Source organism: Paenibacillus sp. JDR-2 (genome assembly GCF_000023585.1).
GTDB lineage: Bacteria > Bacillota > Bacilli > Paenibacillales > Paenibacillaceae > Pristimantibacillus.
The window spans coordinates 4,023,672-4,039,456 of sequence record NC_012914.1 but is presented as its reverse complement, the minus strand read 5'-3'; the positions used below and the strand labels follow the sequence as shown (position 1 = coordinate 4,039,456).

11 protein-coding genes are annotated in these 15,785 nt (G+C 49.4%); 7 read left to right on the top strand and 4 right to left on the bottom strand.

Annotated features, from left to right (window positions below; translation table 11 throughout):
- Window positions 1–80 precede the first annotated feature (80 nt).
- A complete protein-coding gene (locus tag PJDR2_RS33235) occupies window positions 81–224 on the top strand; it encodes a hypothetical protein (RefSeq protein WP_190276159.1) in 144 nt (47 codons plus the stop codon).
- Between the two features lie 279 nt (window positions 225–503).
- Window positions 504–5,429, top strand: a complete 4,926-nt coding sequence (locus PJDR2_RS17915) for an S-layer homology domain-containing protein (protein ID WP_265525058.1) — start codon at window positions 504–506, stop codon at window positions 5,427–5,429.
- An 81-nt stretch (window positions 5,430–5,510) separates the two neighbouring features.
- On the opposite strand, the gene PJDR2_RS17910 is transcribed toward PJDR2_RS17915, so the two are convergent.
- Entirely contained in the window at window positions 5,511–7,061 is a 1,551-nt protein-coding gene (locus PJDR2_RS17910) for an IS1182 family transposase (RefSeq protein WP_015845128.1), read from the bottom strand.
- An 898-nt stretch (window positions 7,062–7,959) separates the two neighbouring features.
- Complete coding sequence (gene argC / locus PJDR2_RS17905; protein WP_015845127.1) at window positions 7,960–8,913, bottom strand: N-acetyl-gamma-glutamyl-phosphate reductase; 954 nt, start codon at window positions 8,911–8,913, stop codon at window positions 7,960–7,962.
- 169 nt (window positions 8,914–9,082) lie between these two features.
- Here argC and PJDR2_RS17900 point away from each other — a divergent pair, with 169 nt between their 5' ends.
- The 3 genes from PJDR2_RS17900 to PJDR2_RS17890 all read left to right on the top strand — a co-directional run bounded on the left by PJDR2_RS17900 (window position 9,083) and on the right by PJDR2_RS17890 (window position 11,358).
- Window positions 9,083–9,820 (top strand): DUF4184 family protein, encoded by a 738-nt coding sequence (locus PJDR2_RS17900; RefSeq protein ID WP_015845126.1) that lies wholly within the window; start codon window positions 9,083–9,085, stop codon window positions 9,818–9,820.
- 61 nt (window positions 9,821–9,881) lie between these two features.
- Window positions 9,882–10,529 (top strand): SGNH/GDSL hydrolase family protein, encoded by a 648-nt coding sequence (locus PJDR2_RS17895; RefSeq protein WP_015845125.1) that lies wholly within the window; start codon window positions 9,882–9,884, stop codon window positions 10,527–10,529.
- A gap of 127 nt (window positions 10,530–10,656) precedes the next feature.
- The gene (locus tag PJDR2_RS17890) at window positions 10,657–11,358 is read left to right on the top strand and encodes a GMP synthase (protein WP_015845124.1); all 702 of its coding nucleotides are present in this window, start codon (window positions 10,657–10,659) and stop codon (window positions 11,356–11,358) included.
- A 59-nt stretch (window positions 11,359–11,417) separates the two neighbouring features.
- Here PJDR2_RS17890 and PJDR2_RS17885 read toward each other — a convergent pair whose 3' ends face one another.
- Window positions 11,418–11,762 (bottom strand): P-II family nitrogen regulator, encoded by a 345-nt coding sequence (locus tag PJDR2_RS17885; RefSeq protein WP_015845123.1) that lies wholly within the window; start codon window positions 11,760–11,762, stop codon window positions 11,418–11,420.
- A gap of 2 nt (window positions 11,763–11,764) precedes the next feature.
- Window positions 11,765–13,180, bottom strand: a complete 1,416-nt coding sequence (locus tag PJDR2_RS17880; protein ID WP_015845122.1) for an ammonium transporter — start codon at window positions 13,178–13,180, stop codon at window positions 11,765–11,767.
- A 225-nt stretch (window positions 13,181–13,405) separates the two neighbouring features.
- Between PJDR2_RS17880 and PJDR2_RS17875 the strand changes: the two genes are divergently transcribed.
- Both PJDR2_RS17875 and PJDR2_RS17870 read left to right on the top strand, forming a co-directional pair.
- Window positions 13,406–15,349, top strand: a complete 1,944-nt coding sequence (locus PJDR2_RS17875) for a primary-amine oxidase (protein ID WP_015845121.1) — start codon at window positions 13,406–13,408, stop codon at window positions 15,347–15,349.
- 29 nt (window positions 15,350–15,378) lie between these two features.
- Entirely contained in the window at window positions 15,379–15,732 is a 354-nt protein-coding gene (locus PJDR2_RS17870; RefSeq protein WP_015845120.1) for a hypothetical protein, read from the top strand.
- The last annotated feature ends 53 nt before the right edge of the window (window positions 15,733–15,785 follow it).

Below are 15,785 nucleotides of genomic sequence, written 5' to 3'. Positions count from 1 at the left end.
ATGGAAATTGCTTTCGGTGTACGATAACAGCGGCACACAAGAAAGCGTTTTCGATTAAAGGAGAGACATGGAAAAAGACCGTGCTGCCGTTTAAATTCGGCGGTAACATGCCCGGCCGTTCGATGGGCGAACGCCTAACGATTGATCCGAATAATAACGGCATCCTGTATTTTGGCGCGCGCAACGGCAACGGATTATGGCGAAGCACCGATTATTTTTACTGAAATCGATTTCATATAATAACCCACTCCACACAAGGTTTTTTTATATATTTAACGCCATAAAACGGGACTTTTCACCTGGAAGCGGTTAATTTCTTTTTAACAGCTTATTGAAATCGATTTCAATTGATGATATTATCCAATTCAGGAAAGCAACAAGACATACATCACGGGGATCAATTAGAGGAACGGGGAGGTGCAACAAGGCTTATTTATAAGACGGCTATTAGAAACAACAGTACTCAACATTGCAGAAAAACTTTCTTGAGAGGGGCTTGAAGCATGGGAGCAAGGATGTGGAAACGGATGGCCGCGCAGACCCTGGTCGCCGGTCTTGTTGTCTCGAGCTTTACCGGCATTGCGCTGCCGGCGGTATCGGCAGCTGCCGGTGTTCCGGTTAATGTATGGATGACAACCGGTGACAAGAGCAATCTGATCACCAAGCAGCCGGATGTCGCGTTCGAAACGAACGGCGCGCCGGCAGAGCTGACTATTGACGTAGACGAGAATACGAAGTATCAGACGATTGACGGATTCGGAGGAGCTTTAACGGATTCTTCGGCGTATGTTATTTCTCAAATGGATAAACAGGCGAAAGACGCTTTGATGAACAAGCTGTTCGGCCGCGACGGCGACGGCGTTGGCTTCAGTTATATGCGTCTGCCGATGGGCACGAGCGATTTTGCAACCAGTATTTATACTTATGATGATATGCCTAAGGGAGAGACGGATCCGGATCTGGAGCATTTCTCGGTTGCTCATGACAGCGCATACATTATTCCCTTCCTTAAGCAAGCGCTGCAAATTAACCCGGATCTGAAAATTATGGGTACGCCTTGGAGTGCGCCGGGCTGGATGAAAACAACGGACTCATCGGTTAAAGGAAAGCTGAAAGAGGAATATTACGGGGTTTACGCGCAATACTTCGTCAAATTTATTGAAGCTTATGAAGCGGAAGGAGTTCCTATTGACGCTATTACGCTTCAAAACGAACCGCATTTCGAACCGGCCGATTACCCGGGGATGAGAATGGAACCAGTAGATCAAGCGAAGTTCGTGAAGGATTATCTGGGACCAGCGTTTGAGAATGCTAAGATCGATACCAAAATTATTGTCTGGGATCATAACTGGAGTGAGCCGGACTACCCGATCGAGGTTCTGAACGACCCGGATGCGAAGAAATACATTGCCGGTTCTGCCTTCCACGGCTATTCGGGCAATGTCACCGCGCAATCGCTTGTTCATGACCAGCATTCTGACAAAGATATTTATTTCACGGAAAGCTCCGGCGGTGAATTCGCGCCTGATTTTGCCGGCAACGTGCAGTGGGATACTCAAAATCTCATCATTGGGGCTACCCGCAACTGGGCGCGCACATCGCTCAAATGGAACATTGCGCTTGACGAGAATCATGGCCCGTATGTAGGCGGCTGTTCGGACTGCCGCGGTATCGTAACGGTCAACAGCGGCACGGATGAAGTCAAATACAATGAAGAGTTCTATTCTTTTGGCCAGGCCAGCAAATTTGTTCTGCCGGGAGCACAGCGGATCAAGTCCAACACATTTGGCGCCGGCAGCATCGAGGATGTGGCGTTCGTCAATAAGGACGGCTCCAAGGTACTGGTAGCCCTAAACTCGTCGAAGCAGCCGAAGGACTTCAAAGTACGCTGGGGATCCAAAAGCTTCGCGTATACGCTTCCTGCCGGCGCCGTAGCCAGCTTTGTATGGAGCGGAACACAGGACAGCGCGGCTGCAATCAGCCCTTATGCTGCCCTGCAGGCTGAGGATTACAGTGAAATGAACGGCGTAACAACGGCAGTGACCACGGACGCCGGCGGCGGCAAATCTGTCGTCGCAACGGCGGATGGCAGCTACATCGCATTTGATAACGTTGAATTCCTGAATGGCACGGCAAGCGTAAAGGTGAGAGCGCAATCGCAAGGCGACGGCGGCATCGAGTTCCGTCTCGACCGTCCGGACGGTGCGTATATCGGCGGCGTGGATCTTACGGATGCAAACGGTGCATGGATTACCAAAGCGGCTCAAGCGGAAGCCGTAACCGGCAAACACAAATTGTATGTCGTATTCCGCGGCAAAGTGAATGTGAACTGGTTCCAGTTCTCCTATGATTTTGTGCAAAGCAGCTATAACTATTTGAGCATCGGCGGCAGCTTTGAAGAAGGCGGCCTTGCCGGATGGAATGGCTGGACGCCTGAAGGTCAAGCAACCGCTCAAAAGGCGGACAGGGATAATCCGAGAAGCGGCTCTTTTAAGCTTACGCATTATTTGGGCGGCAGCACGCCATATGAACAGACCACATACCGCACGGTGAAAGTTCCTAACGGTACGTATAAAGCTTCCGTCTGGTATCAAAAGGGCGGCGATACGAACGTAAGCCTGGAAGCGAAAAAATACGGCGGCGCCGATCAGAGCGTTGCTGCGGCAACAACGGCTTATGTAGGATCGTGGACGCAAATCGTCATTCCTGAAATTCAAGTGACAAACGGACAAGTGGAGCTGGGTATTCATTCCCTCAATAAAGGCGGCGAATGGGCTGCGTTTGACGATGTGGAATTGATTCCGGTAATTGCAAAAGCTCCTGCAGCAGCTCAAGGAACTAATGCTCCGGGGACACCTCAAGGAATCGGCGCCGAGCTCTCTGGCGGTCACACAATCGAACTGTCTTGGACGGCAAACGCAGATGCAGACGGTTATAAAATTTACCGCTCTACCGCGGATTCGGAAACTTCGGCAAACGGGGTATATCCGGATTACCGTCTAATCGGATTGGCTGCAGGAGATGCGACAGGTTATGCAGACCAAGGGCTTCGCGGCAGTACGGCTTATTCCTACCGCGTTACGGCGTTTAACGCAAACGGCGAATCTGCGGCAAGCACTTCCGTAAACGCAACAACAGCGGCAGGCTCGGATTCCGTGGCGCCGTCGGCACCGGTTGGCCTGACAGCGGAGCCGGGAATCGAACAGGTTAAATTGGCTTGGGAGCCAAACGTCGAGACCGATTTCCTGAAGTACAACATTTATGTTAACGGCTTTAAACGGGCATCGGTTGATCCTGCTCCGTCATCCGTCTATACGGTGACCAACCTGAAGGCCGGCACGCGTTATACCTTCACGGTGAAAGCGGTAGACCAAGCAGGCAACGAATCGGCGGCTAGCAATGCAGTCACCGAGACGCCTACGGTGGCAAGCGTTCTTGTACCTTTCCCAAGCAACAATCTCGATTTCGAAACAACCGACAGCAATGGCAAAGCAACCCTTGCTCCATGGCAGGAATGGCATCCGGGTACGCAGTCGAATGCTTCGTCTATCGACAATGATAACCCGCGCGGCAAATATAAAATGACTCATTGGTCCGGTTCGGCTTACCAGCAATCGAACTATCAGGCGCTAACCGTTCCAAACGGCGTCTATAAGGTTCAAGTGTGGGTAAGAACGGGCGGAGGACAAAACAAGTTCCAGCTCGAGGTATCGGGCTACGGCGAGAACGCGCCTCAGCTTACGAAAGACATGAGAGGCGCAAGCGGCAGCGTCTACACTCCGTTTGCGATGGACCGTATTGAAGTGACAAACGGCAAGCTGCAAATCGGCGTCTTCTCGGATGCAAAAGCGGGCAACTGGGCGGCTATCGACGATTTCGAAGTCTACCGTTATCCGGAAGCTACCGTCGGCGTAACAGGCGTAACGCTTGATAAAGCTGAGCTTGCTCTCGATCTGACCAACATCAAGACGGGCACGCTCACAGCAACGATTCAACCGGAAAACGCGGAGAACCATAACCTGTACTGGAGCAGCAGCAATTCTTCGGTTGCAACGGTAACGGATGGCGTGGTAGCGGCAAAAGGAACAGGTACGGCTGAAATAACCGTTACAACGGAAGACGGAGGCTTCACGGCAACAGCAACCGTAACCGTTGCAAGCGGCAGCTCAACAACAACTCCACCCACTGGAGGAGGCGCAACAACCGGTCCTGTCGTCACGACATCGGGAACCGGATCTACGATCGCAGGGTTTACGGCAATAACGGAATCAGCTCCTAACGGAGAGTCGGCGTCTGTTGTAAAAGTGGATGCAGCTACTCTGGCAAGCGCGGCTCAAGGCGGCAAAGCGGATTCCATTACAATCGATTTGACTGATCTGAAAGGGCAAAGCAATCTGCAGACAGAATTCACTGTCTCTACGCTTGCCGAGCTTTTGAAGAACAACAAGTCTTTGAAACTCACGGTCAAATCCGGTCTGGGAACGTATGAGCTTCCTTTGCAGGCTTTGCTAAACAGCTCCGTAACAAACGGACAACAGATTCGCGTAGCAATCAGTGCGGTGTCCGATGCGGTTAAGCATGCAGGCGAGCTGGCACTGCAACAGCAAAACGGTTCCTTGATTGGTGCTCCCGTTCAATTTAGCGTATGGGCAGGCAGCAATTCGAATTGGCAAGAAGTTAAGAACTTTGGCAAGCAGTACGTAACCCGTAAGATTCCGCTTGGCAAACCTGCCTTGAAGCCAACCGCAGCTGTTGTTATCGGCTCGGACGGTTCTGTAACTCCTGTGCCAACAACCTTTGTAACCGATGCAAACGGTAACGTAACCGCGGTTATCCGCACGAATCATAACAGTGTCTACGCGGTATTGGCAATAAACGAATCGTTTGCCGATACAAAAGGACATTGGGCTGAAAAAGAGATTAGCGCTCTTGCATCGAGCTTAATTCTGAACGGTGAAACCGCCGATCGATTTGCTCCTGAGCAGCAGTTGACCCGTGCAGAGTGGGTAGCGATGCTGACCCGAGCTCTTGGTTTGACAGCAGGCAACCCGGCAAGCAACTTTAAGGATGTAACCGCAAATGCCTGGTATGCTGACGCGGTAGCGGCGGCGACAGAAGCGGGTATCATTCAAGGCTTTACGGATGGAACGTTCCGTCCTAATGACAAAATTACAAGACAGCAGCTTGCCGTAACCGCGGCTAATGTCCTTGCCTTTGCTGGCAAGTCGCAAGCAGCCGGCGCAGATCAGCTTGCAGCCTTGAAGGATGGCAGCGAAATCGCAGCCTGGGCAGCTGACGCGGTGGAACAATCGCTGAAATCCGGACTGATTAAAGGGACGCCGGAAGGCTACTATTACCCGGACAAAACAGCAACGCGAGCGGAAGCAGCAACAATCCTGTACAGATTGATTTCAACGGTTCAAGGTTAATAAAAAATAAAGGAGCTGTCTCAAAAGGTGATCGCTCACTGTAAAGATGGCTCGCATAGATGAAAATATCGCTGCTGGGGGTTACCCTTGCAGCGATATTTTTGCTCTTGCTGCTTTCTTCAGCAAGTTATGGGCAAGCGAAAGCCACCCGACCTCCAGGCTAACTTTCGGCAAGCCTCGAAGCAGAAATCTGCGGAATCCCCGGTTATTCTTTATTTGGCCAAACACACTTTCCGGTTCATGCATCCGTCGAACTGACAAGGCATGTCCATCCTCGCTCTTTAGTTGCGCTCTCGCCTGCTGCTTGACTCGAAGATATTCCATGCTAACTTTTATTTCTCGATCTCCTTGTGCCTTTGTACACCTGTCCTTTAGCGGACAGCCCTCGCAGGAAATACTGCGATAGTTGCGAGTAACGATCTCGTATCCGCTCTCGGTTAAGCTTTTGCTTTCATAGCGAAATAGCAGTTTCTGTCCTGCTGCACATGTCCATGAATCTTCATTCTCGTCATACAACCAGTTCTCGAACTTGCTTATATCTTGCTTCCATGCTTTGGTGTTTTCTTTGGGATAAGTATTGTATTTTACAAGTGCTCGTTGTTCTTCAGATTCTAGGTAAGCATAATTTTCTTCGCTGCCATAACCTGCATCTGTGATGATGGTTCCCGGCAATTGACCAAGTGAGGCTTTCACTTTATCCAGGTGTGGCTTGAGACAACGCGTATCCGTTGGACGTTGATGAATACTGTAACTGAGAATAAATTGATCTTCCGTTCCAATCTGCACGTTATATCCCGGCTTCAACTGACCATTGCGCATGTGGTCTTCCTTTATGCGCATGAACGTCGCATCGGTGTCGGTTTTGCTGAAGCTGTTTCGGCTACCGAGTGTTTCTTGCTGCCCTTCATATTTTTGCAGGCGAGGAAGAAGATCTTTCCGAACAAGGCGCACAGTTTTCTTTAACGGTTTGTCCTTCGGTTTTTCTTGAAGTTTGTTTTCTAGTCGCTGAACCGCTTGCTCCAGCTTTTCGCTCGTGATAGCGGAAGCCTCTCCGAGCTCAGGAAGGTCCACGTTATTCAGCGCCTGATCTTCCTGTTTCTCTGCCTCTTCAATGGCAGCGAACAAAGCCTGCACTTTCTCTTGCAGCTTCATCTTCTGTTTGACGACAGCTTTACCCCAGACAAACGTGTAACGATTGGCATTCGCCTCGATTTTCGTTCCATCCAAGAAGTAGTGCTCCAGCTTGATGAAGTTCTCTTCCTTCAGAAACTGAAGAACAGCCGTGAAGACGGTCTCTAGCACATCTTTCATCCGCTCAGAGCGGAAACGGTTAATGGTGCGGAAATCTGGGCGTTGTCTAGCGGCTAACCACATAAACATGATGTTTTCGCGTACCGCTTTGGCGATTTGGCGAGAGGAGTAGATGCGCTGTGTGTACGCATAGATAACGACTTTCATGAGCATTTTGGGGTGGTAGCTGTCCCGGCCACCTCCGGGATAAGCTTTGGTAAAGAGCTTCATATCTAAGCGATTGACCGCATCGTTGATGACGCGTACGAGATGATTTTCGGGGATATCTTCTTGCAAGTCCATTGGCAAGGACAGTTGATCCATGGTATATTCTTTGTACATAAAGAAGCCTCTCTTTACTTAAATTGGTTGGGTGGTACCTCCAGTTTAACAAGGGATGGCTTCTTTTTGTTTGAGCATTTCTTGAACAGGTGAAGGGCAGACGGAGCATTAAATGATTCTGGAGAAGCGTTAGCGTTCGTTTTTGTGAAGGGATGCCAACCCTACCTCGTTGATTCAAAGGAATCCCTGAGCAATGGCGATCGGAAGAACATTTAATGCGCAGGCTGCTGTTTAGCCCAAATACAAACAAAGGGGGTGTCCCATCGTCATTTACATGACTTATGGGACACCCCCTATTCCGCCGTAAAATGGTGCTCGATGCAGCACCAAGCACGAAATAGTGAGAATCTCCGCCTAATGCGCACGTTGCTCCTCACTAACTATAAGGCTATCCCCACTATTTGCGCACAAATGCCCGCCCGAGGTAGGTTCGGAGCGGAAAAGCTCACTAATAGTGAGGCATTCAGCCGTAAAGTGGTGCTTGAAGCAGGTCCAAGTACGAAATAGTGAGAATCTCCGCCTAATGCGCACGTTGATCCTCACTAACTATGAGGCGATCCTCACTATTACGCACAAATGCCCGCCCGAGGTAGGTTCGTAGCGGAAAAGCTCACTAATAGTGAGCTTTTCCGCCGTAAAGTGGTGCTCGATGCAGCACCAAGCACCAAATAGTGAGTATCTCCGCCTAATGCGCACGTTGATCCTCACTAACTATGAGGCTATCCCCACTATTTGCGCACAAATGCCTCGCCGAGGCAGGTTTCAGCGTGGAAAGCCTCACTAACAGCGAGTCTAGCCTCACTATTAATGAAAATGCTTCCCGAAGGTTGTATTGGTACGGAAAAGGGGGTGTCCCATCGTCATGTTCATGACATATGGGACACCCCCTTTCTTTTTGTTAGAGAACTAGAGCGGATGCTTCGTCAAATCCCAGCATCAAATTCATATTTTGAATAGCGGCACCCGAAGCTCCCTTGCCTAAATTATCGTATCTCGAAACAATCGTAATATGATCGTCCTGTCCGAAAACGAAAATTTCCAGCCGGTTCGTGTTCTTGCATTCGTCAATCAGAAAATGACCGTCTTCCAAATAGGCTTCCGAATCGTAGGGTATGACCTGAACAAATCGCTCCGACTCGTAATACGCGGCCAATATTTCATGCACTGTTTTTGCGGATGCTTTTTTAACCATACTTCTTCCTATTAGCGGAACGGTCATTGCCAGCCCTTGGGGATAATTCGCTTTGATAGGCGTGAACAACGGCTCATAGTCAAGTCCTGAGAACATGGCCATTTCTGGTAAATGCTTATGTTTATGCAGCAAAGAATAAGGCCTTGGAACGTTGAGCTTATTGATGGATGCTGAGTCTGCATGCTCGTATTCGTCAATTCCGCTTTTTCCGGCCCCCGTATACCCCGAGATTGAATAACAGGAAACGGGATAGTCCTTCTGAAGGACACCGGATTCTATTAAGGGACTAACGGAGAGGATAAAGCCGGTGGCATGGCAGCCTGGCACAGATATTCTCGATGAATATTGTATCCGTTCCCGCTGGTGTTTTAATTCCGGCAACCCGTATATCCAGTTTTTGTCCGTTCTGAACAATGAACTTGCGTTTATTATTTTCGTCTTTTCATTTTTGATAAGCGAAACGGATTCTTTGGCAGCCGAATCGGGAAGACAGAGGAAAGCGAGATCCGCTTCATTTAAGAGCTTTTCCCGTTCCCTAGGATCCTTTCTTTTTTCGGGGTTAATTTTAAGAACTTCAATCGATGAAAAACGGGACAAATAATCAAGCAGCTTGAGGCCGGTTGTCCCTTCTTGACCATCCACAAATACGGTGTAATTCATCCTTCTTAGCAACCTCCAATTTAAGAATATTAATTCATTATAGTGTATAAATATACATTAAACTTTTATGAATGACCAGTCTTTTTCAAATTTTTGAAAATCCTGTAACCTTTTGCTGTCCCGTTCGTCTATAACCTTTAGAAATAAAGTATAGATTGGAGCTCGAAGGATGCCTTATACGTTAGCTCATCCGATATTTGCTTATCCTTTAAAAAAAATAAACCGAAAATTATTGAGCGTTACAGGTCTGGTGCTGGGCAGCATGGGGCCGGACATGGAATATTTTGTGCGACTGGAGCCTTATCAGTCTATCGGGCATACGGCAGCGGGCTTATTCCTGCAAGTTATTCCGCTTAGCCTTGTGCTTGGCTTGTTGTTTCATTATGTGGTCAAATCCTCGCTTGCTCTCCATCTTCCATCGTTATTTGATCTGGATAAACGTGCTTATCATCTGATCAGCGGATGGGATATGAGGGGCTCAAAGGCTATGGTTGTCTATTTGCTTTCCGTAATCATCGGGTTCTATACGCATATTCTTGTTGACGGGTTTACGCACGAGAGAGGTTACTTTGTCCATCATTGGGATGTTTTGAACCGGATTGTGTTTCTGAATCTGCCTTTATTTAAAATACTGCAGTACAGCTTTTCCCTGCTGGGACTGCTAATCATAACGCTAACGGTTCTTATCAAGCTGTATCAAAGCAATCCGAAGAATGAAGATATTCTTACCGTGCCTTCCTATCAAAAATGGCTGTATTGGATGGTTGTGTTCTTATGGGCGGTGCTGCTTACGGGATTGAAATTAAATGCCAGCGGACTGCCGCCTATCAGTATTTTGGCTGTTGCGCCTGTTTCCGGATTCTGCGTTGGTCTTGTTGCCGCTTCCATGATTTACAGAAGAACGTAGTCTTCTATAAAATGGGAGAGGAAGCGTTTGCTTTACTTCATATGCAGAGGGGAAGTTTAGAATGGGGAAAGTGATTTTGTTTCAAGGGGATTCCATCACGGATTGCGGACGTTCTCGTGAAGGGTATGCAGGTCAACTGCTTGGGCAAGGGTATGCGTATCATATTGCCGGTCGGCTGGGCAACGAGCAAGCGGAGGCCGGACATCAATTCATTAACCGGGGGATTAGCGGGAACCGGGTATCCGATCTGTATGCGCGCTGGAATGAAGATGCAATCGCGCTCCGGCCGGATGTTCTTAGTATCCTGATCGGGGTCAACGATACATGGCGCATCATGGACAAGCTGCCTAGCGGCGCGACTGACCGATTCGAACGTGCGTACCGCGTTCTACTGGAAGAGACAAAGGAAGTATTGCCGGATACCGGCCTTGTTCTTTGCGAACCGTTTGTGCTTCGGACAGGCGTAACTGCCCGGGATTGGAGCGGCTGGCGCGAGAGAGTAGAGCGGCAGAGCGAGGTTGTGAAGCAATTAGCGGAAGAATATCATGCGGTATTTGTACCTTTTCAGCAGACTTTTGACCAAGCGGCGGAAAAAGCAGAGCCTGATTATTGGCTGTTTGACGGCGTGCATCCAACGGCTGCAGGCCATTATTTGATGGCCTCCGAGTGGCTGAAGGCGGTGCAGAGCAGTCCGCTTGCCATTAGTTAACCATATCTTAACTGAATTAAATCCTTTCGTTTCCCACTATGTGAGAAAAACGAGTCGAGTCTTCCCGAATTCAGCTCTACAATAAGACTATAGACAACAGACACGCTTCACACTGGAGGGAATTGGGATGAACATACTGGCGTTTCGGCATTTTGACTTTGACGACATAAGCGCTTTTTCGGAGTGGGCGCAATGGGGCGGGCATCAGCTAACGGTTGTTGACCCTGCTGTGGAATTGGATAACAAGTGGCTGGATACAACGGAGCTGCTGCTTATTCTTGGCGGGCCAATGAGCGTCTATCAAGAAGAACGATACCCTTGGCTTGCGGATGAGAAAAGGTTCGTAAAATCCGCGATGGACCGCGGAATTAAAATATTAGGAATCTGCCTAGGTGCTCAAATGCTTGCGGAGATTCTTGGCGCAAAAGTTTATCGGCATACGCTTAAAGAAATCGGTTGGCACCGCATTGAGCGCAGTGGTGAAGAACATCCTTGGCTGAAAGAAATGCCGGCTGAGTTCCACTCGTTCCAATGGCATGGCGATACGTTCGACCTGCCTGAAGGCGCAAGCCTCCTTGCAACCTCGGAAGCTTGCGGTCATCAAGCTTTCTCGTATGGAGATGATGTGCTAGCCCTGCAGTTCCATCTCGAGACTACGCCTGCGTGCATGGAGCAAATGGTAACGCGTTGGGCAAGCGAGCTGGTTGATGCGCCTTATATTCAATCCGCTGAAGAGATTCGCCGCAATATGCATCGCGTCGCTGCGTCATTCCATATTTTGCATCAAGTGCTGGATCAGGCAGCTCTATCGCCTGTAAAAGCTACTTAATAGAGAACCCTCCAGTCTTCATAGACGGGAGGGTTCTTCTGTTTACCGCAGAGGTTTTCTTATTGTCCTAGCGCAGCCCGGCCATGTTCGCCGGTCCGAATCCGGATCACGTCGGCAATTTCCGTGACGAATATTTTGCCGTCGCCAATGGCGCCTGTCCTTGCCGCCTCGATAACGGCTTCTACCGCTTCATCATAGAGGTCGTCGCTAACGACAGTTTCGATTTTATTTTTTAATATGAAATCCGTCTGATACTCCACTCCGCGGTATAAGGTCCGTGTTCCTTTCTGGATGCCTTGGCCGCGGACGTCGCTGATGGTCATTCCACTGATTCCGATGGTGTGAAGGGCGGCTGTCACGCTGCTTAATTTCTCGGGACGAATAATAATGGTCAGCAGCTTCATGGTTACACTCCTTTCATCTCGGTACTCGCGGTCAACACGGTGCCGGCAGGCTGATACTCCACTTGTGGTCTGACGGGAATGCCGCTGTTCATCGCTTCAAAGGTGTTATAGGCGTTCTCCCCGTGAAGACTGAGATCAAGCCCGGTTAATTCCTGCTCTTCCGTCACCCGCAGGGTTGTGAATAATGAGATTGCCTTCAAGATGACGAAAGTACCAACAGCCGCAAGGCCAATCGCAACTAGCACATCAACGCATTGAATAAGGACCTGCTTGGCATTGCCGTGGATAAGTCCGTCTGCGCCGGCAGGGTTAACCTTGGTACTGGCGAATATACCGGTCGCAATAGCTCCCCAAATCCCGCCAATCCCGTGAATGCCGAATACATCAAGGGAATCATCGTATTGCAGCTTGGCTTTGACAACATGAAGGCCCCAGTAGCAAATGACGCTTGCAAGAGCGCCGATTGGTATAGCCGAGAGCACCGACACGAAGCCCGCTGCCGGTGTAATAGCCACAAGTCCGGCAATGACGCCGGTTACACCGCCCACCATTGTTGCTTTTCCTCTCAGTCTCCATTCCATAATCATCCATAGTACACCTCCTGCCGCGGCAGCAACCTGCGTTGTAACAACGGCAAGGCTTGCTAAACCGCCTGAAGCAAGGGCGCTGCCCGCATTAAAGCCAAACCAGCCGAACCAGAGGCACATCGCCCCGATCATAAAGAAAATAAGATTGTGGGGAGGAAGAGTCCGGTTAGGGAAGGAACGACGTTTGCCTACAACCAGAGCGGCAACCAGCGCGCTTACACCGGATAAAATGTGAACGACCGTTCCGCCGGCGAAGTCAAGTCCGCCAAGCTTCGAGAGCCAGCCGCCGCCCCAAGCCCAGAACGCCATTGGAGCATATACAAAGGTAACCCACAGAACGGCGAATATGACCCATACGTTAAACTTAATCCTCTCGGCTACACCGCCGGAGATTAAGGCGGTTGTTATGGCCGCGAACATACCCTGATACATGGCGAAGATTAAATGTGGAATCGTCAGGCCATCCTTGGCCTCCATGCCGACATGTTGGAAGCCGATAAACTCGAATCCTCCAAACATGCCAGAAACTCCGGGGCCAAACGCGAAGCTATAGCCCCATAGCACCCAGACAAGCGTAACGATAACAAATGCGCTCAAGCTATGCATGACGGTAGAGAGGAAATTCCGCTGGCCAACGAGTCCTCCATAGAACAAAGCAAGTCCCGGCATGAACATAAACATGACGAGTACGGTTGCGACGATAATCCAGGTCGTATCCCCGGTATCTACAACAGCGGTTTCACCTTCCGCGAAGGCGGTTAAAGGTATTGCTGTGAAGAACAGAGTCATCAATGAAGCGATTGATAAGTACTTTTTCCAGGATGTCAGCATGTAAGTCCCTCCTATATTTATATGTTATCTTTCATGACGTTATTATGACCAGACTTTCTAATAGAGAGAACGGGAGTATCCCGATATGTGAGAAAGTTGAAAAAAACAGACAAATCAAATGACGACTTTCTCAATATTCGGGAAACAGAGGTTTGACAGAGATAGAAGACGGGATATTATTGTCACATAAGTTAACATTAATCAAACGAAGAGAGGCGATTGAAAATGACACAACTTACTTTATCGTTAGCGAATCACCCGCTGGAGCCGCTTAGCCGGGAAGAAATGAGTGCCTCTGTCCACATTCTGAAAGAGCAGCGTCAATTAACCGAATCCGACCGGTTTGTACATGTTGCGTTGAAAGAGCCCAAGAAGGAGATTGTCATGGGATATGACGTCTCCAAACCGTTTGAGAGAGAAGCTTTCATCATTATTCTAAACAAAAAAGAGAATGCGACTTATGAAGCGGTGGTATCTCTTACCGGACAAAAGGTTGTCTCCTGGGTGCACGTTCCTGGCGTTCAGCCAACGATCATGCTGGATGAGCAGGCGGAATGCGAGATTGCCGTCCGCAAGAGTCCGTTGTTTATTGAAGCGTTGGAGCGGCTCGACATCCACACGCCGGAGCTTGTTATGGTAGATTTGTGGTCACCGGGCAATTGGGGAACGGAGGAGGATGCGACCCTCCGGCTAGCTAGACCTTTATGCTTCCTCCGCAGCGATGAGAAGGATAACGGTTATGCTCGTCCATTGCCAATTGTTCCAATCATAGATTTGAATACGATGGAAGTCCTTCGGATTGAAGAATATGAATATACGAAAATACCCGACAAGGAGTTCAACTATACGCCTGACCGGGTAGGGCCGCTGCGCAGCGGGATCAAGCCGGTTGAAATTACGCAGCCGGAAGGTCCAAGCTTTACGATTAACGGGCATGAGATAGAGTGGCAGAATTGGAAGTTCCGAATCGGCTTTAACGCCCGCGAAGGTCTAACGATGCATACCTTGTCCTATCATGATCAAGGACGCGACCGTCCGGTGCTGTACCGCGGCTCCTTGTCGGAGATGGTTGTGCCATATGGCGATCCGGGTCCAATCCAGAACCGGAAAAATGCGTTCGACAGCGGGGAATACGGAATTGGCCAGCTGGCGAACAGTCTGGAGCTTGGATGTGACTGCGTAGGATATATTAAATATTTCGACGGGGTCATGACGGACAGCAAAGGGGATTTATTCGTCATCAAAAACGCAATCTGCATGCACGAGGAAGACTTTGGAATTCTATGGAAGCATACGAATTGGCGGACAAACGATGTAGAGGTTAGACGTTCCCGACGGTTAGTCATCTCCTCTATTTCAACGGTAGCCAACTATGAATACGGATTTTTCTGGTATCTCTATCAGGACGGCAATATTCAATTTGAGGTGAAGTTGACGGGGATCCTGTCCACGGCTGGACTTCATCCGGGAGAAACGCCGAAGTACGGCAATATGGTAGGGCCTGATCTCTATGCGCCAAATCATCAGCATTTCTTCAACGTCCGGCTTGATATGCAGATCGACGGCAACGAGAACTCGGTCTATGAAGTGAACGTCGTATCTGAAGAGCCTGGCGAGAACAACCCGAGAGAGAACGCTTTTTATGCCAAATCAACTTTGCTGGAGACGGAGCTTCAGGCTAAGCGGGACATTAAGCTGGAGACGGCGAGGTATTGGAAGTTTGTTAATGATAACGTTAAAAATGAGCTTGGCCAATCCGTCGGCTTCAAAATTGTGACGGGGGAGAACTGCTTCCCGTTTGCTTTGGACAATTCCAGTCTCATTAAACGTGCCGGATTTATTAAGCATCATCTGTGGGTTACCCCTTACGATGAGGATGAAATGTATGCTTCCGGTAAATACCCGAACCAGCATTTGGGCGGGGACGGTTTGTCCGCTTGGGCGGAGAAGGACCGGGATATTAAAAATACCGACGTTGTCGTATGGTACACGATGGGGCACACCCATGTACCTCGTCCTGAGGATTGGCCGGTAATGCCTGCCGCGTATATCGGCTTTATGCTGAAGCCGGTCAGCTTCTTTAATCAAAGCCCTGCCATTAATCTGCCTCCGCAGGCGAAGAAGAAATATTGCAGCAGCACAGTGAAAGTGGACGGCTGCCAGAGCTGAGTTTGAGAGAGAAGGGAGAGGCATGTCTAATGATCAAACTGCGGCACTTGAGCTTAGAGTCGAAATATTCGGTGCTGTCGATGGTATCCGTGTCCGGCGTGCTTATTCTGCACCTTGTTCATTGGCTGACAATGCCTCTTATTATGGGGACGGTCAGCGAAATGCATCATCACCATCAGGAAACGGGTACCGATAGCTCCTTTCTGATGAGTACCATTATGATGGTTTTATTCCTTATTAATCTGGCAAGCATGTATTTTGCCGTCCGGCAGCTGATAGCCGCGGTAATGAAGAAGGGCAGTCATACGGGACATTCGATTGCATGTACAATGATTTCTTTAGCCGTTCTTTGTGTGGGGATATATACCATGCTGTCTTTTTAAAGCCTCGGGAGAGCTGATGCGTGTCAGGAAGCATCGGCTTTTTCCCCGTGAAA

Bases quoted from the DNA above. Each gene is read 5' to 3' on its own strand.
- PJDR2_RS17885 (WP_015845123.1), bottom strand. From the start codon at position 11,762: ATGAAGCTGCTGACCATTATTATTCGTCCCGAGAAATTAAGCAGCGTG.
- PJDR2_RS17870 (WP_015845120.1), top strand. From the start codon at position 15,379: ATGATCAAACTGCGGCACTTGAGCTTAGAGTCGAAATATTCGGTGCTG.
- PJDR2_RS17875 (WP_015845121.1), top strand. From the start codon at position 13,406: ATGACACAACTTACTTTATCGTTAGCGAATCACCCGCTGGAGCCGCTT.
- PJDR2_RS17910 (WP_015845128.1), bottom strand. From the start codon at position 7,061: ATGTACAAAGAATATACCATGGATCAACTGTCCTTGCCAATGGACTTG.
- PJDR2_RS17900 (WP_015845126.1), top strand. From the start codon at position 9,083: ATGCCTTATACGTTAGCTCATCCGATATTTGCTTATCCTTTAAAAAAA.
- PJDR2_RS17880 (WP_015845122.1), bottom strand. From the start codon at position 13,180: ATGCTGACATCCTGGAAAAAGTACTTATCAATCGCTTCATTGATGACT.
- PJDR2_RS17895 (WP_015845125.1), top strand. From the start codon at position 9,882: ATGGGGAAAGTGATTTTGTTTCAAGGGGATTCCATCACGGATTGCGGA.
- PJDR2_RS17915 (WP_265525058.1), top strand. From the start codon at position 504: ATGGGAGCAAGGATGTGGAAACGGATGGCCGCGCAGACCCTGGTCGCC.
- PJDR2_RS17890 (WP_015845124.1), top strand. From the start codon at position 10,657: ATGAACATACTGGCGTTTCGGCATTTTGACTTTGACGACATAAGCGCT.
- argC (WP_015845127.1), bottom strand. From the start codon at position 8,913: ATGAATTACACCGTATTTGTGGATGGTCAAGAAGGGACAACCGGCCTC.